The following is a 23445-nucleotide window of genomic DNA, read 5'->3' as shown; positions in this document are numbered from 1 at the left end:
GGGGGGGGGGGGGGGGGTTGGCGGGGGGGGGGGGGGGGGGGTGGGGGGGGGGGGGGGGGGGGCGGCGGCGGGGGGGGGGGGGGGGGGGGGGGGGGGGGGGGCCGCCCCCCCCCCCCCCCCCACGACGAGATCATCTCCACCCAGGTGGTCACCCCGCGCGCCACGAGCAAGCGGTTCGCCCACCTCAAGGACCCGCAGATCATGCTCTTCGAGACCGCCAAGGGCGTCCGCATCGACCTGGAGGTCTTCGTCAACTGCCAGTACGGCTACGACATCCAGTGCGAGGCGGTAGGCGAAGAGGGGCTGGTCCGGCTCCCCGACCCGCCCGCGGTCGGCCTGGCTCCGGCAACTGTCCGCAGAAGCCGACGTCCCCTGGGTGACCGTTCACGACCTACGGCATCTGGCCGCCACCCTCACCATCGGCGTCCCCCTCACGGTCGTCTCCAAGACCCTGCGCCACTCCACCGTGTCGACCACGGCGAACCTCTACAGCCACCCCACCCAACAAGCCGCCCGCGAAGCCGTCGACACCATCCAACAGACCCTCACACGGGCCGAGCGCAAAGCCGACCAGCAGGCCGGGCTGAAACGACTGCGATCACCACGTGACCACATCCAACGCCTGCGCGAAGCCCTCAACCGGCTCCGCTCCCCCGCCCCACCCCGCCCGGCTCCTACACCACCGCGAACCGGCCCCCTAACCGGCCTGCCCCCCGCAGACACGACAAAGACCGCCTTCCCATCGCTGAGAAAACGGCCTCTGACCTGCAACTTCAAAAGTCGGGACGACAGGATTTGAACCTGCGACCCCTTGACCCCCAGTCAAGTGCGCTACCAAGCTGCGCCACGTCCCGATGCCCGCCTGACCTGGGGTTTCCCCTGTCCGAACGCGCATCGAAACAATACCGCACTCGTGCTCGTGATCGCGCCCTCGTTTCCAGGGCCCGACGGAGGCTCGGAGGCAGGTTGACCTGAAGTTTGGTTGAGGTTGCAGGGTGTTCCGTATGACGAGCACAGCGGAACAGGGTTACGCGTACGGCGACCTGCCCCGGTTGATGGGGCTGATGACCGGCGATGAGAAGCACGGACCGGCGGCTACGTCCACCTTGGACGCGCTGTGGGTGCTGTACGACCGGGTACTGCGGGTGGGGCCCGAGCGGATGGATGATCCGGAGCGGGACCGGTTCCTGTTGTCCAAGGGGCACGGGCCGATGGCGTACTACGCGGTGCTGGCGGCCAGGGGCTTCCTGCCCGTCGCATGGCTGCCCGGGTTCGGTTCCTACGACTCACCCCTCGGGCACCACCCGGACCGGCTGCTGGTCCCGGGTGCCGAGATCGGCAGCGGGTCGCTGGGGCACGGACTGCCGATCGCCGTCGGCATGGCGCTGGGGCTGCGGGCGCAAGGACTCGACGAGCCACGCGTATGGGTGCTGACCGGCGACGCGGAACTGGACGAAGGCAGCAACCACGAAGCGATCGCCTACGCCGGGCCGGCCGGTCTGGAACGGCTGCACACGGTCGTGATCGACAACTCCTCCGCCAGTCACGCCCGGCCCGGCGGAATCGCCGCACGGTTCGTGGCGGCCGGCTGGTCCGCGACGACCGTCGACGGCCGTGACCACGAGGCGCTGTACGACGCCTTCACCGCCCCTCATCCAGGCCGCCCCCGGGTGGTCGTCGCCCAGGTCGAGCCGAAGAACGCCTGAGGCGGGCTGTGGCCCGGTCTCCCCGCAAGCACCCTGAAAGGACACCAGATCCCATGGACACCATGCGTGACCGTTTCGCCCCGGTCGTCTCCCAGTTGCTCGACGAGGATCCACGTATCGCCGTCGTCCTCGCCGAGATCGGCAGGGACGGCTTCGAGGCGGCTCGGCACAGGCACCCTGAGCGGGTGATCAACGTCGGCATTCGCGAACAGCTCCTCGTCGGGGCGGCCGCGGGCCTGGCGCTGACCGGGCTGCGGCCCGTGGTGCACACCTTCGCCAGTTTCCTCGTCGAGCGGCCCTTCGAGCAGGTCAAGCTCGACCTCGGGCATCAGGGCGCGGGCGCCGTGCTGGTCAGCGCGTCCGCGTCCTTCGACTGGCCCGCGGGCGGCTACACCCACATGTCGCCCGGCGACGTGGCCCTGCTCGACACCCTCGACGGCTGGACCGTGCATGTGCCGGGGCATCCGGACGAGGCCGAGACGCTGCTGCGCCACGCGGTCGCCGCCGGGGACGACAAGGTGTACGTGCGCCTGTCCGTGCAGGCCAACGCGGAGGGGCTTCCGGTCGACGGGGCGCGCTTCGTCACCGTCCGCGAAGGGCACGTCGGGGTGGTTGTCGCCGTCGGCCCGATGCTCGACGCCACGCTCGCCGCCACGGAAGGGCTCGACGTCACCGTCCTGTACGCGACGACTGTCCGCCCCTTCGACGGGGCCGCGCTGCGCCGGGCGACTGAGGCGGCGGGCACCGATGTCGTCCTCGTCGAGCCGTACCTGGCCGACACGTCCACAGCCGCCGCGTCCGGCGCACTCGCCGACGTGCGGCACCGCGTCCTCGGTCTCGGCGTGGGCCGCCGTGAGCTGCGCCGCTACGGCCGCGTCGACGAGCACCTGACCGCACACGGTCTCGACGCGAGGTCGCTGCGCGAGCGGATCGGCAGCTTCCTGCGGGCCGGCGTCAGCGTCTGAACCCGAGGACACCGGGGCGACGGGGCGACGGGGCGTCCCCTGGGGCCGGGGCACCATGGAGGGCGTGCGCAGGAGGCCGCACCCGGGGGCGTCTACGTAAGGCCCGGCACCCCCGCGGCGTCTGCGTGCGGCGCCCCGAGGGCCCGCCGCACCCCGAGGCCAAACACATGAAGCCAACGACGTGCCCCAAGAGCGTGCGTCATCCATGTGAGGCCAATGGCACCCCGAGGACAAGCATCCGCGTACGACCACCACCCACCCCCGCAGCCCGCACGCGCACCTGACCCGGCGCCCCCCACCCCTGTCAGCGCACGCCTCAGCGCTGATCCCCTCGCGCCGGTTCCGGTATCGCCCCGGTCGCGCGCAGTCCCGCCGCACGAGCGGAAGCCGAGGTGTCGACGCGTACCAGGTCACGTATCGCGGGCACCGACAGCAGGGCCGTCGCGGCGACAAGGGTCATGACGCCGGCGACGAGGAGGACGTTGTCCGCGCCGAGGACCGTCGCGGCCGGCCCCGCCAGGGCCTGCCCGACGGGCATCATCGCCAGGGAGCCCGCGACGTCGTACGCGTGGATGCGGTTGAGGACGTCCGGCGCGACCTGCGTCTGCACGCTGGTCGCCCACATCACTCCCCACACGGACAGGCCCGCTCCCGCTATCACCGCTCCCGCCGACATGGCCGCGACGCCGAGCCCCGCTCCGACGGACGCCGGGAAACAGGCGAACGCGAAGAGGGCGATCGAACCGACCCGCAGCATGCGGCGGGGGCGCAGTCGCAGCGCGATCAGTCCGCCTATGACGGTGCCGGCGCCGAGGGCCGAGTTGACCAGGCCGTAGGCGCGCGGGCCGTACTCCTTGACCACCTCCGTCGCCACCAGGGGGACCGTCGGACCCCAACAGAAGATCATGTACACGCACCAGACGGCGATGACTCCCCAGAGCCAGGTCCGGGCCCTGAACTCCCGCCAGCCCTCGGCGAGTTCGGCCCGGAAGGTACTGCCGTGGCGAACGTGGCTTCCAGGTGCGGCCGGTGGCAACCGGAGCATCAGCAGGCACAGGGCGCTGAGTGCGTAGGTGCCGGCGTGGGCCGCGAAGACCGCTCCGGCCGACGCGAACGCGACCAACAGGCCCGCAAGGGCGGGGCCCGCGAGCTGAGCGGCCGACTCGGCGATCCGTATCGCGCCGTTGGCCCCCTGTACGTCGGTGGCGAGGCGCGGCACCGTACTGGCGACGCCGGGCTGGAAGACCGCGCCCGCCACGCCGTTGACCGCGCCGATCAGACAGATCTGCCAGAGGACCACGTGGCCGGCGAAGAAGAGCCCGGCCGTGAGGGCCTGGGTGACCAGTCGGACCAGGTCGGCGCCGATCATCAGCTTGCGCGTGCTGAACCGGTCGGCGATGACCCCGCCGAAGATGACCAGCCCGGCGAAGGGGGCGGCCGACGCGGCCATCGCCAGGCCGACCGCGCCCACCCCGTACCCGTACTGCAGCAGTCCCGCGGCCAGTGCCACCGGCAGGATGGTGTCCCCGAGCCGGGCGAGGGCTCGCGCGACGAAGAACAGCGCGAAGTCCCTTGACCAGACAGGCCGTGGGTCCCGCTCGGCGGCAGGGTCGCGACGGCCACGGGCCTCGCCCGGTCCACGGCCGGAGGCCTCGCTCCGCGCCGTGACCTGCCCGGCCGGTGCTTCCCCGCCCATCCTGCTCCCCCTCCCCGCCGACCGATCCCCTACAACTCCCCCACGGAGCCCCCGTCCCACTCCTGCCTTCGGATCATGCCACGGCGCACTGACAACGCCTCGGCAGTCTCAGTCGACGGACGGCAGGCCCAACTCCGGGTAGGACTCGAGCAGTCGGGTCGGGGCCGCCTGGCGCCAGGAGTCGGCGAGGATGTCGCGGAGTTCGCCGTCGTCCTCCAGGGCCGCGAGACGGACGCGGACCCAGGCGAAGCCCGCCTCGTGGTCGGCGATCCAGAACTTCGTGGGCTCGGCCCTGGCAAGCTCGTCCCGCTCCTCCTTCGGGCAGCGCACGGCGATGGAGGTCTCGGCCTCGGGCAGTGTGGCGAACATCTTTCCCGCGACCCGGAACGTGGGCATGCTCCAGGCGACCTTCTCCGTCGTGTCCGGCAGGGAGAGGGCGATACGGCGTACGTCTTCGGCATCCGGCATGAGAGGCACCGTAACCAATGGCACCGACAATCGCGCCGGGCCACCGTCCCGCCTTCCACTCACGCGGCGGACAGCGGCCGAGGACGCCCTGACCACACCGAACCCCCCAGGTCGAGACTCCACAGGCGCAGGTCCGGCCCGCGCCGCGAAGCCGACGCATCCTCCAGGAGCGGCAGCTCGGTGAGGCGGGCAGCTCCCACAGCAACGGCCCGCGCTACCCCTCCGCGGCCACCCCGAGCGCATCCAGTACCGGCCGGATCAGCGGATGCCCCTCCGCTCCCCGCCGTACGGCCGCGAAGACCCGGCGCGTCGGCGCCACCCCGTCGACCGGGCGGACGACCACGCCGGTGAGATCCATGCCGATCAGCGCCGAGCGCGGTACGAGAGCCACGCCCGCGTCGGCCGAGGCCAGGGCGACCACCGCGCGGAAGTCGTCCGAGGAGTGTTCGAGGCGGGGCTGGAAGCCGGCGCTCTCGCAGGCCAGGACCACCACCTCGTGGCACGGATTTCCGGGGTACGGGCCGATCCACGTGTCCTTGGCCAGCTCGGCGAGCGGCACCTCGTCCACGTCGGCGAGGCGATGGCCGACCGGGACCACCGCGTCGAAGGGCTCGGCGTACAGGGGTACGTGGGTCAGGCGGGGGTCGTCGGCCCGCGGGGCCCCGCGGTACTCGACGGCGACCGCGACATCGACCTGCCGGTCGAGGACCATCGGCAGGCTGGCGTCGCCTTCGGCGTCCTGAACGCGGATACGGATGCCGGGCGCCGACGCGGCGAGGCGGGCCACCGCGGGTGCGACGACCAGGGCGATGCCGGTGGCGAACGAAGCGACCGTGACCGTGCCGGCGGCGCCCGAGCTGTAAGCGGCGAGCTCCGCCTCCGCCCGCTCCAGCTGGGCGAGGACCGTGTTGGTGTGGTTGAGCAGGATCTCACCGGCCGGAGTCAGCCGTACGCCTTTCGCCCCGCGTTCCACCAGGCGGTGGCCCGTCTCCTGCTCCAGGGCGGTCAGCTGTTGGGAGACGGCCGAGGGCGTGAGATGGAGCGCGGCGGCTGCCGCCGTCACCGTGCGGTGGTCGGCCACCGCACGAAGGATGTGGAGCCGCCGCGCTTCGATCATGCGACCGATTCTCTCAGGTCGGACAAACCGGAATGCCTCTGAGGCCGGGCGAGCCGGAAAGCCTCTCGCTCAGGCGTCCAGCTCCGCGCGGGCGGCCACGAACGCGTCCACCGCCCGGTTCACGTCCGCCGTCGAGTGCCCGGCGGACAGTTGCACTCGGATACGCGCCTGGCCCTGCGGCACGACCGGGAACGAGAAGCCGATGACGTACACACCGCGCTCCAGGAGGAGCTCCGCCAGGCGTCCCGCCCTCGCCGCGTCGCCGATCATGACCGGGGCGATCGCGTGGTCGCCGGGGAGGATGTCGAAGCCTTCCTCGGTCATCCGGCGGCGGAACAGCGCGGTGTTCTCCGCGAGCCGGACCCGCAGGTCGTCCGCCGACTCCAGCAGGTCGAGCACCTTGAGGGAGGCGGCGGCAATCACCGGGGCGAGCGTGTTCGAGAAAAGGTACGGGCGCGAACGCTGGCGCAGCAGCGCGACGATCTCGGCGCGGGCGGCGACGTAACCGCCGGAGGCACCGCCGAGCGCCTTGCCGAGCGTGCCGGTGATGATGTCGACGCGGTCCATGACGCCGTGCAGTTCGGGGGTGCCGCGGCCGCCGGGGCCGACGAAGCCGACGGCGTGCGAGTCGTCGACCATGACCATGGCGTCGTAGCGGTCGGCGAGGTCGCAGATCTCGCGCAGCGGAGCCACGTACCCGTCCATGGAGAACACGCCGTCCGTGACGATCAGCCTGCGCCGGGCGCCGCTCGCCTCCTTCAACTGCTGCTCCAGGTCGGCCAGATCACGGTTGGCGTACCGGAAGCGGCGTGCCTTGGAGAGGCGGATTCCGTCGATGATGGAGGCGTGGTTGAGGGCGTCGGAGATGACCGCGTCCTCGGCGCCGAGGAGGGTCTCGAAGACGCCGCCGTTGGCGTCGAAGCAGGAGGAGTAGAGGATCGTGTCCTCCTGCCCGAGGAACGCGGACAGCCGCTGCTCCAGTTCCTTGTGCACCTCCTGCGTACCGCAGATGAAGCGCACGGACGCCATGCCGTAGCCCCAGCGGTCGAGGGCCGCGTGGGCGGCGGCGACGACCTCGGGGTGGTCGGCGAGGCCGAGGTAGTTGTTGGCACAGAAGTTGAGGACCGCGCCGGGGCGCCCGCCCGCGGTGACGCTCACGGTCGCCGACTGCGGGGTGCCGATGACGCGCTCGGGCTTGTGGAGACCGGCGGCGCGGATCTCGTCGAGGGTGGTGCGCAGATCGTCGCGTACGGAATCGAACATCATCAGTTCCTTAAAGCCTTCGTTCCTTGAATCCTGAGTTCGTTGAATCCGGAGTTCGTTGAATCCTGAGTTCCTTGAGGCCTCGGCTCCTTTGAAGCCTTGGTTTCTTCAAACCACGGTTTCTTGAAGCCTTCGGCGGGTCAAAGCCTTCAGAGGGTCCAGTCGAGGATGACCTTGCCGCCGCGGCCGCTCGCCGCGTCGGCGAAGGCCGCCTCGTGGTCGCGGTGGCCGTACCGGCCAGTGATCACCGGCGCGAGGTCGAGGCCGCCTTCGAGGAGGACCGACATCGCGTACCAGGTCTCGAACATCTCGCGGCCGTAGATGCCCTTGATCGTGATCATGGAGGTGACGATCCGGGACCAGTCGACCGGGAACTCCTCGGCGGGCAGGCCGAGCATCGCGATCCGGCCGCCGTGCGTCATGTTGGCGATCATGTCGCGCATCGCCTCCGGACGCCCCGACATCTCCAGGCCGATGTCGAAGCCCTCGCGCAGCCCCAGCTTGCGCTGGCCGTCGGCGATGGTCGCGTCCGAGACGTTGAGGGCGAGGCTCGCGCCGATCTTGCGGGCGAGCTCAAGGCGCTCCTCGCTGACATCGGTGACGACGACGTTGCGGGCACCGGCGTGCCGGGCCACCGCGGCGGCCATCAGGCCGATGGGTCCGGCGCCGGTGATCAGTACGTCCTCGCCGACCAGCGGGAAGGAGAGAGCCGTGTGCACGGCGTTGCCGAACGGGTCGAAGATCGCGGCGATGTCGAGGTCGACGGGGACACGGTGCACCCACACATTGGCGGCGGGCAGCACCACGTACTCGGCGAACGCGCCGTCGCGGCCGACGCCCAGGCCGACCGTGGCGCGGCAGAGGTGCCGTCGCCCGGCCAGACAGTTGCGGCACTTGCCGCACACCAGGTGGCCCTCGCCGCTGACCCGGTCACCGACCTTGATGTCGGCGACGTCTCGACCGGTCCCGACCACCTCGCCGACGAACTCGTGCCCGAGCACCAGCGGCGTCCGGATGGCCTGTTGCGCCCAGCCGTCCCAGGACCGGATGTGCAGATCGGTACCGCAGATCCCCGTCCTGAGGACCTTGATCAGTACGTCGCCGGGGCCGGCCTGCGGCTCCGGAACGTCCACGAGCCAGAGCCCGGGCTCCGCCTTCTCCTTGACCAGCGCCTTCACTCAACGGCTCCTGTGGGTGAGGTCCCGGAGCAGGGCACGCCGAAACGGCCGACCCGTGCCGGGGAGAGGGGTGAAATCCCCTAGAAATCTGCCGTACGACGGCTCCCTGGTCCATCGAGGATTTCTTAAGCGCGGCCACAGCTCCGCTTCACGCCGCCCCGCGCCTCACTCCTCCAGTAGCCGGCCGCTCTCCCGGAGCTCGATCTGCTGGACCAGCTCCGCAGCCATCGACTTGATGATCTCCAGCCCCGCTCTCCCCCAGGGGCGCGGCTCGGTGTCGACGGCGCAGACCGTGCCGAGGGCGATACCCGTGTGGTCGATCAACGGGGCGCCGAGGTAGGAACGGACACCGATCTCGTCGACGACGGGGTTCCCGGCGAACCGGGGGTAGTCGCAGACGTCCTCCAGGACCAACGCCTTACGTCGGACCACCACATGGGGGCAGAAGCCATAGTCGCGCGTCAGACAGCGGCCCACGCGGAGTCCTGAGCCGTCCGCCGCGGTGGCGACCGCGATCAGCCGGTCACCCGAGCCGCCGATACCCGGGCCACTGCCGTCCGGGGTGTGCAGTCCCGCGAAGAACTGCCGGTTCTCGTCGATGAAGTTGACCATCGAGTACGGCACGGCGGCGAGCTCGGCGAGCCTGTCCGCGAAGGCGTCGAAGGCGGGCTCCGGACGCTCCCCCAGACCCAGTCGGCGCAGCCGCCGCACCCGGGCGGGGGCATCCTTGTCCTCCGGGGTCAACAGCAGACGCCCGGCAGGACGCCGGGGCTCGTCACTCATATACGGGCTCCACGCCTTGGGGCATGGGCTCCACCACTACTTGATACGTGCGTCATGTGTGGGCTCCGTACTCGGTGAGTGTGCCGGCGCGTGTGCGAGGAGATGCCGCACCAGGACGAGCAGGGTCTGCACGCCCGAGCTGGAGATCCGGGCGTCGCAGCGCACAATGGGGATCTCGGGGTCGAGGTCGATGGCCGCGCGCACCTCCTCCGGGTCGTAGCGGTGGGAGCCGTCGAACTCGTTGACCGCGACGATGAAGCCGAGACCGCGCTGTTCGAAGAAGTCGACGGCCGCGAAGCAGTCCTCCAGACGGCGTGTGTCGGCGAGGATCACCGCGCCGAGCGCCCCCTCGGAGAGCTCGTCCCACATGAACCAGAACCGCTCCTGCCCGGGCGTCCCGAACAGATACAGCACGTGTTCCGGATCGAGAGTGATCCGGCCGAAGTCCATCGCCACGGTCGTCTCCACCTTGTTCTCGACGCCGTCGAGACTGTCGGTGGCGGCACTGACCGTGGTGAGCAGCTCCTCCGTACTGAGCGGCGCGATCTCGCTCACCGCGCCGACGAAGGTCGTCTTGCCTACCCCGAACCCTCCCGCCACCAGGATCTTCAGCGCGGTGGGGAAGGGGTCAGAGCTGTCGTCGTAGTCCATCGAGCACTGCCTCCAGAAGAGACTGGTCAGTGGGGTTGTGGTCGAACACGGGAGGCTTCGTCGTCAGCGCCCCGCAGTCGACGAGGTCGGACAGCAGCACCTTGGTGACCGCCGCCGGCAGCTTCAGGTGTGCGGCGATCTCCGCGACCGAGACGGGGACCCGGCACAGTTCGAGTGCCTGGGTGTGCTCGGGCCCGAGGTAGCCGAGGGGAGTGGCGCCGGTGCCCATCACCTGCGACAGGAGGTCGAGCGCGGTGGTGGGCCGGGTCCGGCCGTTGCTGACCGTGTAAGGGCGCACCAGCCGGCCGGCCGCGTCGTCGAGCCAGGGCCCGTCGCCGGCCGCGGCCACGCTCAAGGCCTCATCGCCGAGGGTTCGGCCGCGGGCTGCCGGGGTGCGGTCATCAGATACGGCCGGACGCTCTTGACCAGCATCGCCATCTCGTAGCCGAGCACCGCCGCATCGGCCTCACGCCCGGCGAGTACGGCGAGACAGGTGCCGGAGCCGGCCGTGGAGACGAACAGCAGGGTCGAGTCGAGTTCGACGACGACCTGGCGTACGTCGCCGCCGTCGCCGAAGCGGATGCCCGCGCTGCGGCCCAGGGAGTAGAGGCCGGAGGCCAGCGCGGCCATGTGGTCGGCGCTGTCCGTGTCGAGGCCGTGGACCGACTTCACGAGTCCGTCGCTGGACAGGAGCACCGCGCTCGTGGTGTGCGGCACGCGCTGCACGAGGCCGCTCATCAGCCAGTCGAGATCGGATACATGGCCGGTCGGCGCATCGCTCGCCATGGTGGATCGACTCCTTGAGGTACGCAGGTCTGTGAGAGCGGAGGGGGTGGAGGTGCTGGTGGGGGTGGAGAAGCCACTGGTCATCCGGCCGGTGCGCTCCCGTCGTGCCGGGTGGTGAATCCCTGTCCGGGCGCAGGCGCGGGCGCGGCGTCGCGCGCCCCCTGCACCTCGTGCGGCGCGGGCGCATGGGCCGTGTGCACCTCGGCTATGTGCGCCGCATCGCTGGGCACTCCGGGCGGCCCGTCCGTCTGCGGGCCGCAGGCCTGCGGCCCGCCCGCCTGCGGTCTACCCGACTGCGGCGCGTCGGCCGGGCGTACATCCATCGGCCGTACGCCCAGGGAGGCGACGCCCGCGGACGTCACCCCGTCGACTCGGGCCACCCCATCCACGTGCCGCTCATCCATATGCAGCTCATCCACATGCAGCTCATCCACATGTGATCGCTCCATATGTGATCGCTCCATGTGCGAGGCATCCACGTGTCGTTGCTCCACGTGCGGTTGCTCCCTGCGGGAGTCCCCAGGAGCGTCCGCGTGGGCGTGACTCACGTGGGCATGCCCCATATGGGCCACGCCCACGACCGGCGCGTCCACCCGAACAACCTCCAGCGGCGGCAGCGTGGAAGAGCTGCCCGGAGGCCAAGCCTCCGCATCCGAGGGCTCCACGCGCGCCGATTCCACCTGCGCCGCCTCCGCGAGCCCGATCCCGCGCTGGAACGCCGCCATGAGGCCGGGGTCGTGACCGGCGACGTACTCCGTCTCCCGGCGGGGTGCGGGCCCGTCGCGCAACTGGGGGGCGATGTGTTCCTGAGCGCGCCTCGTGGGCAGTTGGGGCTTGCCCATGGTGCCGCGGACCGCGCCGCCCCGCGCTGTCGGCGGCAGCGCCGCGTTGTCCGTCACCACGTGCCCGTCGTCGGGACGGATGCCGGGCACGGCCTCGGCCGGGTTGGGCCGCGCCACGCGGGTTCCGCGCATGGGCAGCGGCGCCGGACCACCGCGCCCCAAGGTCATCGCACCCTGCGGCGCCTGGTCCCGCTGCGTCTGCCGAGGCATGGGGGAACCCGCCCCGCTCCCGGGCGGCGCGGAGGCCGGGGCCGCCTGCACGCCCCCCGGACCCGCCGACGGGCGCCGGTGCCCCGCCGCCTGCTGGGGCTGCCCCCGCGTCACACCTCCGGGGTCGCCCTGCGCCGTCCCCAACAGTGCCTGCGGCACGACGAGTACGGCTTGGACACCGCCGTAGATATTGGTCTGTAGCCGTACGTGGATGCCGTGCCGGCGCGCGATCTGGGAGACGACGAACAAGCCGATGCGGCCGTCCTGAAGCAGGCTGGCGACATTGACCTGATCGGGGTCGGCGAGCAGGGTGTTCATCTTGTTCTGTTCGCCCAGCGGCATGCCGAGGCCCCGGTCCTCGACCTCGACGGCGAGTCCGGAGGTCACGAGGTTGACGCGCAGCAGCACTTGCGTGTGCGGGGCCGAGAACACCGTGGCGTTCTCGACGAGTTCGGCCAGCAGATGGACGACGTCGGCGACGGCGTGTCCGCGCAGTGTGCCGTCGATCGGAGGCACCAGTTTGACCCGCGAGTACTGCTCGACCTCGGCGATCGCGGACCGCAGTACCTCGGTCATGGAGACGGGGTTGCTCCACTGACGGCGCGAGACGGCGCCGCCGAGCACGGCGAGGTTCTCGGCGTGCCGTCGGATGCGGGTGGCGAGGTGGTCGATGTGGAAAAGGCCCTTGAGCAGATCCGGGTCCTCGATCTCGTTCTCGAGCTCGTCGAGGATCGAGATCTCGCGGTGCACGAGGGACTGGAGCCGCCGGGCCAGATTGACGAAGACCTCGACCTTCTGCTCGCTGCCCGCATGACTGGAGAGCTGCGCGGCCTGTACGACGGCCGTGATGGCGCCGTCGTGGGCGCGGGAGAGGTCGGCAGCGAGCAGCTCGAAGTCGTCCGCGTCCGCGGGCGGCTGGCGGCGCGCCTTGCGGGCGGGCGGACTCTCGCCGCGGCGCAGCCCCTCGACGAGGGCGCGCAGGTCGCCCTCGGTGCGGGCGCTGGTGCGGCGCAGGGCACCTATCCGGTCCCGTACGGACGTGGCGGCGCGGTCGGCGGCCACGGCGGCTATCACGATGCCCGCGAGCGCCACGCCCAGCGCTCCCGCGAGCACGGCCCACAGCGTGAGGCCGGGCCGTGCGCCGGTGGAGCGGACGGTGAACAGCACGGCCGCGGTCGCGCTGAGAGCCACCGCTGTCGGCGGCAGCACCGCCAGGCGCAGCAGTTGGGGCCGTAGGTGGGTCTCGGGCAGCGAGGGGGCTGTGTGGGCGACCGGCCGTCCGTGCCGTCCGCCCTCACGGCGGTCTGCGCGTGCGGCCGGTGCGCGAAGCTGAGACATCGGCGTCCTTGTACTGGTACGTCGGGGGTAGGGGACTGACGGGTCGGACATCCCCTGGGGCTCCCGCGGGTCTGCTCGACTCGGTCGGGCGTCATCGCGGTGCCGGTCGAGAAGAGCCGAAGAATTCGGCCCCTCGTCGCCCGACGGCAACTGACAGTAGTCGGCAACGCTTCATGTGCGGTGGGCAGTTGACAAAGTCAGACGGGCAGGGTCCCGCTCTGGTATGAGCCCTCGTACGACAGACCGATAACACTCTCGGACGCGTGTTCCCGTGGGGCGTGGATTCGATCAGAGCTGGTCAGAAGCGGTCGACAACAAACGGCGAGGGCCGGGGCGCAATGTGCTCCCCGGCCCTCGCCGTCGATCGAAAACGCAGTCCCGGTGATCGGGATTTCAGCCCTCGGACACCGTTTCCGGCTCTTCGGTGCCATCCGTGGTCCCGGCGGCGACGTCACCCGGTGTATTGGCCGCGATCTTCGAGGTACTCCTCGGATGTCGGTCAGCGGTCCGCGGTCCGCGGCCGCACGGTGTCGGCGGGGAAGGGGTCGAGGGGACCTGGGCGGTAGCGGTACTCACTTGGCCACGCCGGCGTCTTCCGCTGAGGCTGCGGCGTCGCCCCCGGGCTCGCCTCCGCGGCCGACGGTGCGAGACCGGGGCGCCAGCCAAAGGCGTTGCACAAGCGGGCCGGCCATCATCGTGGTGATCACGGCCATGGCCACCATGACGGTGAAGAGCCGGCCGTCGATGACGCCCAGGCCGAGGCCCACGTTGAGCAGGACGAGCTCGGTGAGCCCGCGCGCGTTCAGCAGCACGCCGAGCGTGACGGACTGCCGGGTGGAGGCCCCAGTGAGCCAGGCCGCGCCCGCGGCGCCGACAAACTTGCCCGCGCAGGCCACGACGAGCACGGCCAGCAGCATGACCAGGCCCTGTCCGCCGAGGCCACGGAAGTCGACGGACAGCCCGGTGACGACGAAGAACACCGGAAGCAGCAGCAGGCTCGACTGTTCCAGCCGCGCCGGCACCTCCGGGGCGTACGCGTCGATGTGGCGGCGCGGTACGACGGCGCCGAAGACGAAGGCGCCGAACACCGTGTGCAGCCCCATCGCGTCGGTGGCCCAGGCGGACAGCAGCAGTCCGCCGAAGACCACCCCGTAGACCAGCGTGCTGTCCCGGTTCCAGGGCCGTTCGGGCGCCAGCAGCCAGCGCAGGCCGGGCCGGACCACGTACATCATGCAGAGGACGAAGAGGGCGCACAGCATGGCCATCCGGGCCAGCGGCCAGGAGCCGGAGGCGTTCACCACCACGACCACGACGGCGAGCATGGCCCACGCCAGCAAGTCCTGCAGGGCGGCGCTGGCGAGCGCCACCTGCCCGATGCGCTCCCGGGACAGACCGTGGTCGGAGAGGATGCGGGCCAGCACCGGAAACGCTGTGATGGACATGGCCGCCCCGAGAAACAGCGCCGGGGCGAGCATCCCGGTCCGCTCCTGCTCCGAGAAGGTCCAGGGCGCGAGCACGAAGGCCAGACCCGTGCCCAGCGCGAACGGCAGGGCAACGGAGCTGAGCGAGACCGCCAGCACGTGGCGTCCCTGGCCACGCAGATCAGCGACGTCCAGGTGATAGCCCACCTGGAACATGAAGAGAACGAGGCCCAGTTGGGCCAGCATCTGCAGAAAGGGCCGGGCCTCGGTCGGGAACAGGGCCGCGGTCGGATTTCCGGGGAGCAGACCCAGCAGGCTCGGTCCCAGCATCAGTCCCGCGGCTATCTCCCCCAGCACCGCCGGCTGCCGCAGCCGCTGGGCGATGCGGCCGCACAACAACGCCGCGGGCACCACCACGGCGAGGCCGACAAGTACCTGCCGGATGGTTCCATCCGTCGCGCTACTGCTGATCAGCATGACCCCTCCGCATGGCTGGTTCACCTCAGTTTCGAGGAGCCAACGGCCAGGCAGAAATGTGCACTTGGACATCTGGACAGGGGTTTTCGGTGCGCTTGCGTGCACCACGACGACCGTGAAGGGGGCCTGAGTGGAAGCCCACGAACAGCGACCCACTCGACGCAGCCGCAACGCACGTGGCAACCGCACCCCGCTCCCGGACAGCCGAGAGCCCGGCACCGCGGCGGGGGAATTCCGCGGTGCCGGGCAGCTCGGTCAGACCGTCCGCAGCGCCTCCGTGGGCTGCATCCGGGCCGCCCGTAGAGCGGGCAGCAGTCCGGCGATGGCTCCGATGGCCACGGCCGCGCCGAGACCGCCGGCCCAGGCGAGCATCGGGACGACAGCCTCCCAGCCCTTGATCTGGGCGTAGGCGAACGTCGCCAGGGTGCCCAGCACCACCCCGATCGCGCCGCCCAGTGTGGCGAGCAGAATCGCCTCGGACAGGAACTGCATCCGAATGGTGCCCCGGGTGGCGCCGAGCGCCCGCCGCAGTCCGATTTCGGAGCGGCGTTCCAGCACGGAGATGACCATGGTGTTGGCGACGCCGATGCCCCCGACGAGCAGGGCCACCGCCCCCAGCCCGAGGAACAGGCCGTCGAGCGCCGACTGCGCGGCGGCCCGGGCCTCAAGCGCGGCCGAGGGCTGAGTCACGCTGACCTCGTTGGGGTTCTGCGGGTTGGCCGTCGCGGCCAGTACCTTGCGGACCTCCTTGACCTGTTCGGTGTCCGACCGTACGTACACCGTGGAGGGGTGTCCGTCGAAGTCCAGGTACTTCTCCGCGGCCGAATAGCCCACCAGCACCATCGCGTCGATCTCCGGCGTGAGCTTCGCGGGCTTGAGGATCCCGGCGACGTAGAACCACTGCCCGCCCACCCAGATGCGGATGTTCGGGTGAACCTGCGAAATGCCCAGCCGGCTCGCGGCGTCCCAGCCGAGGACGGCGACCGGCTGCTCCGCGGTGGCGGCGTTGAGGTATCTGCCCTGGGCCATCGAGGTGCGCACCGCTTCCGGCAGTTGCAGGCTGGCGGCGGTCACCGAGAGGGAGTTGGTGTTGAGGCTCGGAATGTGCGGGCTGCGGTAGGCCTCGGCGTCGGTCTTGCCGGTGCTCTGCACCGCCTCGACCGGACCGACCCGGGAGATCATGCCCGGTGCCTCGATGGGCAGTTTCGCGTCCCCGCCGCCCAGTGACTGGCCCGGGGTGACCTTCAGCAGATTGGTGCCCAACTTGTCGATCTCGGCGAGCAGTCCGGCCTGCGACGAGGCCGAAAGACCCAGCACCGCCACCATCGCGGCGACACCGATGGCGATGCCCAGCGCCGACAGCGCGGCCCGCATACGCCGGGTACGCAGCCCGACGCTCGCGGTCCTGGCCAGGTCGGCCGGGTAGAGCCGGCCGGGGGCGGTGGCCGTGGTGCTCATGGCAGCCGCCTTTCGGTGTTCAGGGGGTCCTGCGCGGCGAGGACGTCGGCGACGATACGGCCGTCGAGGACCTCGATCCGGCGCGGCAGCCGAGCGGCCAGTTCCCGGTCGTGGGTGATCATGACGATGGTGGTGCCCTCGGCGTTGAGTTCCTTGAACAGCTTGAAGATCGCGGCGCCGGCCACACTGTCGAGGTTGCCGGTGGGCTCGTCGGCCAGCACGATCGCCGGGTCGCCGACCAGGGCCCGGGCGATCGCGACGCGCTGCCGCTCACCGCCGGACAACTGCGGCGGCCGGTGGTGGATCCGGTGGCTGAGGCCGACCCGGTCCAGAGCGGCGACGGCCGCGGACAGCCGCTCCTGGCGCCGGACGCCGGAGTACAGCATCCCGTCGGCCACGTTCTCCAGTGCGGTGGCGTGCTCGGCCAGGAAGAACTGCTGGAAGACAAAGCCGATGTGGAGGGCGCGCAGCCCGGCCAACGCCTTGTCGGTCATCGTGGCGACATCCTCGCCGACGATCCGTACGGTCCCGGAGGTCGGCCGGTCCAGGGTGCCCATCATCTGCAACAGGGTCGACTTGCCGGAGCCCGACGGACCCACGATCGCCACCAGGTCGCCCCGGTAGATGGTGAAGCCGGCCCCGTCCAGCGCCACGACCGGGGACGCGCCCGGATAGACCTTGGTCACGTCCTCCAGTTGCAGGACCGGCTCCCCGGTCTGCTGGTCGGCGGTCGGCCGCGTCTCGGTCTCCACTTCGGTCATGAGGCGGGCACCACGATCTGCTGGCCGACCGCGAGCCCCGCACCGCTGACCTCGACCTTGCCTTCGCTGTCGTCGAAGAGTCCGGTCCGGATCGCGATCAGCTTGTGCTCGCCCCCGGCCTGGACGACCTCGACGGCATAGCCGCCGCCGGAGAGCGCCAGCAGCGCGTTCACCGGCACCGACAGCACGCCCTTGACCGTGTCGGAGATGATCGCGACCTGGACCGGCGCCTGGTCGAGCCCGCCGGTCGCCTTCGGGTCCTGCGGCTTGATCCGTACCTCGATGGTGGTCTTGTCCTCCACCTGCTTCGCCACCTTCCCCACCGACGACACCACACCCGGGGTCGTCTTTCCATCGGGGAGGGTGATGGTCACCTTGTCGCCGACCGCCACCCCGGTCTGCTCGCTGGCGTTGAGCTCGACGACCACCTGCCGCTTGGTCGAGGAGACCTGCATGACGTTCTGGCCCTGCCCGGCCGGGCCACCGCGCACGGCGTCGGACTTGACGACCCGGATCTCCTCGACGGGCAGGAACACCGCCTGCCCCAGGGGCAGTTCACCGGAGTCGTCGAGACCCACGTCGTCCTGCAACTCCTTGAGGGCGTACAGGGTCTGCTTGCTGAAGTAGTCCGAGTCGGGGTCGATCTGGTCCTTGGTGGCGTACTTGAGGGTGACGAGGGCGGCGTTGAGCTGCCGTACGTCGGCGCCCTCGGCGCCGTAGGCCAGATCGCGGTACACCGGCTCGGCGGCTCCCTGGAGCAGCACCACCGGCTTGCCGTCCACGCGGTAGAGCACCTCGCCCTGGCTGATCACATCGCCCACGGCGGGCAGCTTGGTCATGGTGCCCTTGGCGTTGTTGACGACGTCGTACGAACCCGCGTAGCCGAGCGTGCCGTTCTGCAGGGTGCGCGCCGACAGGGTGCCCTGGGTGACTTTCGACAACCCGGTGGGGGCGGCGGTCTTCGTCGTCGACTCCTTCGGAGCCTCCTTGAACGGGTCGGTCACGGCGACTCCCGCGCCGGCCGCGACCAGGACCCCCACGACGATCAGCACGGTCATCCCGCGCCGTTTACGCCTCACAGGTGGCACCGGCGGGCTCTCCCGTTCCAGGGTGCTCACTTCCTCGCCCTCCGTCGGTAGTTGAGTGGCACTCACTCGGAACCTCCGGCGGCGGGCTTGTTGGGCTCCATGTTGCGCAGGGACTCGGGCTGGTACTTCTCGCAGGCCTTCTCCGCCGTCTGGAACTGCGGCGTGTTGGGGTCGACCTCAAGCTTGAAGCCGCCGTCCTCGTCCGGGTCCGGGAAGCTCGGAACGCCGTTCTCCCGCATGCACTTGGCGTACTTGAGCTTGTCCTCGGTCGGCCACACATCGCCAGGACCGCTGCCGCCCTCCACCTCGGGCGGTGCCGGCATGTACTGCTTGCAAGCCGCTTCGGCCTTCTGGAACTCCGGCGACTGCGGGTCGATCCCGGCGCCCATGCCCTCGCCGGGCTTGGGGTCCTCGAACTCGGGCAGACCGTTCTCCCGCATGCACTGCGCGAACTTCAGTCCGTCGGTCTCCGAGCCGGCCTCCGGCGCAGCGGACTCCGAGCCGTTCCCGGCGCCGACGCTGGCCACGCTGTTGGCCGTTTTGCCGCCGTCGCCACAAGCGGACACGAACAGGGCGAGCCCGGTCAACACCGCCGCCAATGCGATGCTGGGCCGCAATTTCTTTTTCGGTGCGGTAATTCGATCCGCCGAGTTCTCCGCAATAGCCACCATGCCACCGTCCCCATTCCTTCCGGATTTCTGTACCCCCTGTTCTACCGAGCCGACGGTTTCGCCGAGGTTTCGCTGCGGCTGGACATACAAAAACCCCGGCCGGCCGGACAGATGGTCCGGGCGACCGGGGCAGGGTGAGATACACCGCAGGGCTACGCCGGCTGCGGTGCCCCCTCGGGCAGATGCTGCTGGCAGGCCTTGTGGGCCGCCTTGAACTCGGGCGAGTCGACGTCGATCCCCGCCTCCTCGGGGGCGAAGCCACCGCCTTCGGGATCCGGGAAGTCGGGCACGCCGTTCTCCCGCATGCAGTCGACATACTGCGTCAGATCAGGCATTCCGCCGGGCGGCGGCGAGACCCGACGCCCATCGGGCATAAGGTCCTCGCAGGATTTCTCCGCCTTCTTGTACGTGTCGCTGTTGACGTCTATCCCGCCGCTCGGGTCGAGCAGAATCGAGCCATTCTCAGCGGGGTCGGGAAAGTCCGGTACACCGTTCTTCCGGAGGCATTCGACGAAGGCCATGCTCTTGGCCCTCTTGTCCGCCGTCGCCGAGCTTCCGGAACCTTCCGGTGAATCGTCGGAGCCGAGCGCGAAACCCAATCCGGCCGCGACCATGGCGACCGCCAGGGCGGCTCCGAGCGAAACAACCAGGATGCCGATCCTGCCTTGCCGCCGCGTCGCCCCGGGAGCCTCCCCCGCGGCCTCGTTCTCCTTCTCGTCCATAGCTCTCCTTATTTTTTGAGCAGCTGTGCGGAAATGAGTCGGCCGATCGATTCGAGGGGCTTCCCGGTGAGCATCCCGTCATGATCGGAGGCGATGAGGACCGGTTCCACCTGCCCGTCGACATACGGTGCCCAGCTGTCCGGAGCCGTCTGCGCGGGAGCCGACGCGGGCCGGTCCTCCGTGGCGACGAAGAGCAGCAGGTCGCCGCGGAAGACGCCGGGCGTGTGGTTCTGGAGAAGCCGGATGTTGTTCGCGTTGACCCGCTGGATCTGGTCGAGCACCCGGACCTGCCTGCGCTGCCCTGCGGCGGGAAGGCCGACCGGTTCCGCCTCGTCGACGCCGGGGTAACCGTCGACGCTGACGAGGATGTCCACCGTCTCCCCCTGCTGCTGCAGCAGCGCCGCCATCGCATGGGCCACGGCGCCGCCGAACGACCAGCCGAGGAGGTGATAGGGCCCGGCCGGCTGCACGGTCCTGATCTGCTCGACGTAGTCCGCGGCCATCTCCTCGACCGTCTGCGGCAGCCACTCGTCCGTCCCGAAGCCGCGCGCCTGCAGCGCGTAGACCGGCCGGTCCGGCGGCAGATGGTCCGGGAGATCCACGTAGCACCGGCCCAGACCGGTGCTCGGGTGGATGCAGAACAGCGGCGGCTGGTCGCCTTCGGTCCGGAGCGGCAGCAGCAGGCCGGGGTCGTCGATATCCGCATCGGTGTCGATGAGTTGGGCGACGGCGGCGACCGTGGGGGCGGTGAACAGCGCACGGATGCTGACCTCGGTGCCCAGCTCCGACCGGATCCTGGAGATCAGCTTCATCGCCAGGATCGAGTCACCGCCGAGCTCGAAGAACGACACCTCGGCACCGAGCTTGTCGAGCCCGAGTACGTCGGCGAACAGCACACACAGCCTCTCCTCTGTCGGCGTCGCCGGGCCACGACCCGCCGCCGCACCGGTGAAGTCCGGGGCGGGGAGGGCGGAACGGTCCAGCTTGCCGTTGACCGTGACCGGGAACGCGTCCAGCACGACGAACACAGCCGGGATCATGTACTCCGGCAGGCGGGCTGCGAGGAACTCCCGCAGCCGGGTCGTATCCGTTTCACACTCCGGTACGACGTAGGCGACGAGTCGCTTGTCTCCCGCACGGTCCTCCCGCGCCAGCACCGCCGCCTGGCCGACACTCTCGTGACCGGTCAGCACGGCTTCGATCTCACCGGGTTCGACCCGGAAGCCGCGGACCTTGACCTGCTCGTCCGCGCGCCCGCCGAAGACCAGTTCACCGTCGGCGGTCCACTTCACCAGGTCGCCGGTGCGATACATCCGGCCGCCGGTGAACGGGCAGGCGACGAAACGCTCCCCGGTCAGACCCGGCCGGCCGAGATAGCCACGCGCCAGCCCAGGGCCCGCCACATACAACTCGCCCAACACACCCTCAGGCACCGGCCGTAGGTGCTCGTCGAGCACATAGACATCGGTGTTGGTGATCGGACCGCCGATGGGTACCGGCCCGCCCGGCTCCAGAGGCGCGCTCATCGTCGCGCACACCGTCACCTCGGTCGGACCGTAGGCATTGACCATCCGCCGGCCCGGAGCCCACCGCTCCACCAACCCCGGCGCACACGCCTCACTGGCCACCACGATCGTGCCAAGACTCTCCGGCAACTCCTCCACCGTCGCCAATACCGACGGCGATACCGTCACATGCGTGACGCCGAACTCCTCCGCCACCTCACCGAGCGACCTGTTCGGCGGCAGCCTGTCGGCGCCCGCCATCACCAGCGCCGCACCCGACAACAACGCCATCAACAGCTCCCACACCGACGCGTCGAAGCTCGGCGACGCCAACTGCAACACCCGCGAGTCATCGTCGACCGCAAACCGTTCGATCTGGGCGGCAGCCAGATTCCCGATGCCCCGGTGGGTCACCACAACGCCCTTCGGGCGACCCGTCGAACCGGATGTGTAGATCACGTACGCCACATCGTCCGCACCCACGGACACCGCAGGAGCCGCACCCGACGTCTGCGTTCCGTCCCAGACCAGGTGCTTCACCCCGGCCGGAACCAACGCCCGGGTCGCTTCGGAGCACAGGACGAGCGCGGGCGCGGAGTCCTCGACCATCCACGCAATCCGCTCCGCCGGATAGGCGGGGTCGACCGGCACAAATCCCGCACCGGCCTTGGCGATCCCCAGCAGCACCGCCACCAGCTCCGCCGAGCGGTCCAGCACCACCGCAACGAGATCACCACGCCCCACACCCCGCGCGGCCAACACACCCGCCACCCGATCAGACCGCTCCATCAACTCCGCATACGACCACTCCAGACCACCCCCACCAACCACCGCCACCGCATCCGGCGAACGGCCCACCTGAGCATCAAACAACTCACCCAGCGAACCCACCGGCACCGGCCGGAAGGTGTCGTTCCGGCTCTCCAGCACCCGCGCCCGCTCGCCACGGGTGAATACGTCGACATCGTTCAACCGAGCCGCCGGATCCGAGGCGATCTGCTCCAGCACCCGCACCAGGCGCTCCGCGAGAAGCCGCACCGTGCTCTCGTCGAACAGGTCGGTGGCGTACAGGAAGGCACCGACGATCCCGCCCGGATTGCCCGCGCCATCCCGCTGCTCGGCCAGGTCCAACGACAGGTCAACCCGCGCCGACGCCTCCGCCCCGGAGTCCAACGGACGGACCACCAACCCCGGCAACTCCCACAACCGCCCCTCACCCTGCGGCGCACTCTGCATCCCCAACGACACCTGGAACAACGGATTGCGCCCCAGCGACCGAGCCGGATTGATGTCCTCCACCAACCGCTCGAACGGCACATCCTGATGCGTATATGCCGCCAGATCCGTCTCCCGCACCCGGGCCAGCAGCTCCACAAAGCTCGGATCACCGCTCAGATCGGTCCGCAGCACCAGGGTGTTGACGAAGAACCCGGCCAGCCCCTCCAGGGCCGCGTCCCCACGCCCCGCGGTGGCCGTACCGATCGGGATGTCCTTCCCCGCACCCATGCGGGACAACAACAGCGCCAGCGCCGCCTGTACGACCATGAACATGCTGGCCCGCCCACGCTGGGCGAGGGCCACCAGCCGGGCGTGGACCTGCGGGCTCACCTGCACCAGCAGGGAACGACCCTGGAAGGAGGAAACCGCCGGCCGGGACCGGTCGGTGGGCAGTACCAGCTCCTGCGGCGCACCGTCCAGCGCCTCACGCCAGAACCCGAGCTGCCCGCTCACCAGACTGTCCGGGTCGTCAAGGTCACCCAACACCTCGCGCTGCCACAGCGCATAGTCCGCGTACTGCACCGGCAACGGCTCCCAGCCCGGCACACGACCAGCCCGCCGCGCCGCGTACGCCACCCCGATCTCCCGCCCCAGCACACCCATCGACCAGCCATCCACCGCAATGTGATGCGCCACGATCAACAGCACAAACTCCGCCGACCCCAAGCTCAACAACCGCACACGCCACGGCAGATCAACACTCAGGTCGAAACCACGACCGGCGTGTGCTGCGAGGACCTCCCGAAGTTCGTTCTCCGTGGTCTCCAGGAACATCAGCGGTGGCCGGCCGGCGCCATCGGCCAGCACCTGCTGCCGGGGCTCGCCGTCGGTCTCGGGAAAGACGGTGCGCAGGCTCTCGTGCCGGTCGGCGATATCCCCGAGAGCCGCCTCCAACGCAGCCACATCCAGATCGCCGGAGAGCCGCAGCGCCAGCGGCAGGTTGTAGCCCGCGCCTTCCCCGACTCCCTCCAGCCGGTTGAGGAACCACATCCGCTGTTGCCCGTACGACAGCGGCAGCTGCTCGGGCCGCTCCTGCGGCTCCAGCGGCGGCCGCGCGTCGC

The 23445-nt window shown here is 70.3% G+C and carries 19 protein-coding genes, 1 tRNA gene and 2 pseudogenes; 4 read left to right on the top strand and 18 right to left on the bottom strand.

From position 1 onward, the window contains the following. Positions 1-123: 123 nt before the first annotated feature. Positions 124-348, top strand: a pseudogene (locus ACIPC1_RS40005) (inositol 2-dehydrogenase); the annotation flags it as partial. 28 nt (positions 349-376) lie between these two features. Beyond that, a complete protein-coding gene (locus ACIPC1_RS40000) occupies positions 377-799 on the top strand; it encodes a hypothetical protein (protein ID WP_402526700.1) in 423 nt (140 codons plus the stop codon). Here the strand turns inward: ACIPC1_RS40000 and ACIPC1_RS39995 are convergent. Further along, positions 781-854: transfer RNA gene (locus tag ACIPC1_RS39995), tRNA-Pro, on the bottom strand. The genes ACIPC1_RS40000 and ACIPC1_RS39995 overlap by 19 nt on opposite strands. A gap of 150 nt (positions 855-1004) precedes the next feature. On the opposite strand from ACIPC1_RS39995, the gene ACIPC1_RS39990 reads away from it, so the two are divergent. Then, the gene (locus ACIPC1_RS39990) at positions 1005-1706 is read left to right on the top strand and encodes a transketolase (protein WP_402526695.1); all 702 of its coding nucleotides are present in this window, start codon (positions 1005-1007) and stop codon (positions 1704-1706) included. A gap of 53 nt (positions 1707-1759) precedes the next feature. Further along, positions 1760-2671 (top strand): transketolase family protein, encoded by a 912-nt coding sequence (locus ACIPC1_RS39985; RefSeq protein ID WP_402526692.1) that lies wholly within the window; start codon positions 1760-1762, stop codon positions 2669-2671. Positions 2672-2987: 316 nt separating this feature from the next. Here the strand turns inward: ACIPC1_RS39985 and ACIPC1_RS39980 are convergent, their stop codons facing one another. The 17 genes and pseudogenes from ACIPC1_RS39980 to ACIPC1_RS39900 all read right to left on the bottom strand — a co-directional run. Continuing rightward, positions 2988-4367: an MFS transporter gene (locus ACIPC1_RS39980; RefSeq protein WP_402526689.1), complete on the bottom strand. Its 1380-nt coding sequence runs from the start codon at positions 4365-4367 to the stop codon at positions 2988-2990. 108 nt (positions 4368-4475) lie between these two features. Beyond that, a complete protein-coding gene (locus tag ACIPC1_RS39975; protein ID WP_402526686.1) occupies positions 4476-4835 on the bottom strand; it encodes an MmcQ/YjbR family DNA-binding protein in 360 nt (119 codons plus the stop codon). Between the two features lie 214 nt (positions 4836-5049). Next, positions 5050-5952, bottom strand: coding sequence for a LysR family transcriptional regulator (locus tag ACIPC1_RS39970; RefSeq protein ID WP_402526684.1), 903 nt, complete (start codon positions 5950-5952; stop codon positions 5050-5052). 69 nt (positions 5953-6021) lie between these two features. Next, entirely contained in the window at positions 6022-7215 is a 1194-nt protein-coding gene (locus tag ACIPC1_RS39965; RefSeq protein WP_402526697.1) for a glycine C-acetyltransferase, read from the bottom strand. Positions 7216-7364: 149 nt separating this feature from the next. Further along, entirely contained in the window at positions 7365-8393 is a 1029-nt protein-coding gene (gene tdh / locus ACIPC1_RS39960) for an L-threonine 3-dehydrogenase (protein WP_384382803.1), read from the bottom strand. A 165-nt stretch (positions 8394-8558) separates the two neighbouring features. After that, positions 8559-9176, bottom strand: coding sequence for a GAF domain-containing protein (locus tag ACIPC1_RS39955; protein WP_402526682.1), 618 nt, complete (start codon positions 9174-9176; stop codon positions 8559-8561). Positions 9177-9212: 36 nt separating this feature from the next. Beyond that, positions 9213-9827 (bottom strand): GTP-binding protein, encoded by a 615-nt coding sequence (locus tag ACIPC1_RS39950; RefSeq protein ID WP_402526679.1) that lies wholly within the window; start codon positions 9825-9827, stop codon positions 9213-9215. Continuing rightward, positions 9805-10176: a DUF742 domain-containing protein gene (locus tag ACIPC1_RS39945; protein WP_402526676.1), complete on the bottom strand. Its 372-nt coding sequence runs from the start codon at positions 10174-10176 to the stop codon at positions 9805-9807. The genes ACIPC1_RS39950 and ACIPC1_RS39945 overlap by 23 nt, the downstream gene beginning before the upstream one ends. 2 nt (positions 10177-10178) lie before the next feature. Next, the gene (locus tag ACIPC1_RS39940; protein ID WP_402526673.1) at positions 10179-10613 is read right to left on the bottom strand and encodes a roadblock/LC7 domain-containing protein; all 435 of its coding nucleotides are present in this window, start codon (positions 10611-10613) and stop codon (positions 10179-10181) included. 644 nt (positions 10614-11257) lie between these two features. Beyond that, a pseudogene (locus tag ACIPC1_RS39935) lies at positions 11258-13003 on the bottom strand (ATP-binding protein); the annotation flags it as partial. 572 nt (positions 13004-13575) lie between these two features. Then, on the bottom strand, positions 13576-14901 hold the full coding sequence (locus tag ACIPC1_RS39930) for a cation:proton antiporter (protein ID WP_402526670.1): 1326 nt from the start codon (positions 14899-14901) through the stop codon (positions 13576-13578). Between the two features lie 255 nt (positions 14902-15156). Further along, positions 15157-16359 carry an ABC transporter permease gene (locus ACIPC1_RS39925; protein WP_402526668.1) on the bottom strand — a complete coding sequence of 401 codons (1203 nt, stop codon included), beginning with the start codon at positions 16357-16359 and terminating at the stop codon, positions 15157-15159. Next, on the bottom strand, positions 16356-17120 hold the full coding sequence (locus ACIPC1_RS39920; RefSeq protein ID WP_402526665.1) for an ABC transporter ATP-binding protein: 765 nt from the start codon (positions 17118-17120) through the stop codon (positions 16356-16358). The genes ACIPC1_RS39925 and ACIPC1_RS39920 overlap by 4 nt, the downstream gene beginning before the upstream one ends. Further along, a complete protein-coding gene (locus ACIPC1_RS39915; RefSeq protein WP_402526662.1) occupies positions 17117-18178 on the bottom strand; it encodes a peptidoglycan-binding protein in 1062 nt (353 codons plus the stop codon). Before ACIPC1_RS39915 ends, ACIPC1_RS39920 begins: the two co-directional genes overlap by 4 nt. A 92-nt stretch (positions 18179-18270) precedes the next feature. Beyond that, positions 18271-18825, bottom strand: coding sequence for a hypothetical protein (locus tag ACIPC1_RS39910; protein WP_402526659.1), 555 nt, complete (start codon positions 18823-18825; stop codon positions 18271-18273). A 206-nt stretch (positions 18826-19031) separates the two neighbouring features. Continuing rightward, on the bottom strand, positions 19032-19601 hold the full coding sequence (locus tag ACIPC1_RS39905; RefSeq protein ID WP_402526656.1) for a hypothetical protein: 570 nt from the start codon (positions 19599-19601) through the stop codon (positions 19032-19034). Positions 19602-19609: 8 nt separating this feature from the next. Further along, positions 19610-23445 (bottom strand): amino acid adenylation domain-containing protein (locus ACIPC1_RS39900; protein WP_402526653.1); only part of this gene is annotated, 3836 nt, incomplete at its 5' end.

It is taken from the genome of Streptomyces sp. NPDC087263, assembly GCF_044744645.1.
Taxonomy (GTDB): domain Bacteria; phylum Actinomycetota; class Actinomycetes; order Streptomycetales; family Streptomycetaceae; genus Streptomyces.
The sequence above is the reverse complement of the archived record's forward strand: the minus strand, read 5'-3'. Positions and strand labels throughout refer to the sequence as shown.

Coding starts and splice junctions, on each gene's coding strand:
- ACIPC1_RS39990 (WP_402526695.1), top strand. CDS start 1,005: ATGACGAGCACAGCGGAACAGGGTTACGCGTACGGCGACCTGCCCCGG.
- ACIPC1_RS39985 (WP_402526692.1), top strand. CDS start 1,760: ATGGACACCATGCGTGACCGTTTCGCCCCGGTCGTCTCCCAGTTGCTC.
- ACIPC1_RS39980 (WP_402526689.1), bottom strand. CDS start 4,367: ATGGGCGGGGAAGCACCGGCCGGGCAGGTCACGGCGCGGAGCGAGGCC.
- ACIPC1_RS39975 (WP_402526686.1), bottom strand. CDS start 4,835: ATGCCGGATGCCGAAGACGTACGCCGTATCGCCCTCTCCCTGCCGGAC.
- ACIPC1_RS39970 (WP_402526684.1), bottom strand. CDS start 5,952: ATGATCGAAGCGCGGCGGCTCCACATCCTTCGTGCGGTGGCCGACCAC.
- ACIPC1_RS39965 (WP_402526697.1), bottom strand. CDS start 7,215: ATGTTCGATTCCGTACGCGACGATCTGCGCACCACCCTCGACGAGATC.
- ACIPC1_RS39955 (WP_402526682.1), bottom strand. CDS start 9,176: ATGAGTGACGAGCCCCGGCGTCCTGCCGGGCGTCTGCTGTTGACCCCG.
- ACIPC1_RS39950 (WP_402526679.1), bottom strand. CDS start 9,827: ATGGACTACGACGACAGCTCTGACCCCTTCCCCACCGCGCTGAAGATC.
- ACIPC1_RS39940 (WP_402526673.1), bottom strand. CDS start 10,613: ATGGCGAGCGATGCGCCGACCGGCCATGTATCCGATCTCGACTGGCTG.
- ACIPC1_RS39930 (WP_402526670.1), bottom strand. CDS start 14,901: ATGCTGATCAGCAGTAGCGCGACGGATGGAACCATCCGGCAGGTACTT.
- ACIPC1_RS39925 (WP_402526668.1), bottom strand. CDS start 16,359: ATGAGCACCACGGCCACCGCCCCCGGCCGGCTCTACCCGGCCGACCTG.
- ACIPC1_RS39920 (WP_402526665.1), bottom strand. CDS start 17,120: ATGACCGAAGTGGAGACCGAGACGCGGCCGACCGCCGACCAGCAGACC.
- ACIPC1_RS39915 (WP_402526662.1), bottom strand. CDS start 18,178: ATGACCGTGCTGATCGTCGTGGGGGTCCTGGTCGCGGCCGGCGCGGGA.
- ACIPC1_RS39905 (WP_402526656.1), bottom strand. CDS start 19,601: ATGGACGAGAAGGAGAACGAGGCCGCGGGGGAGGCTCCCGGGGCGACG.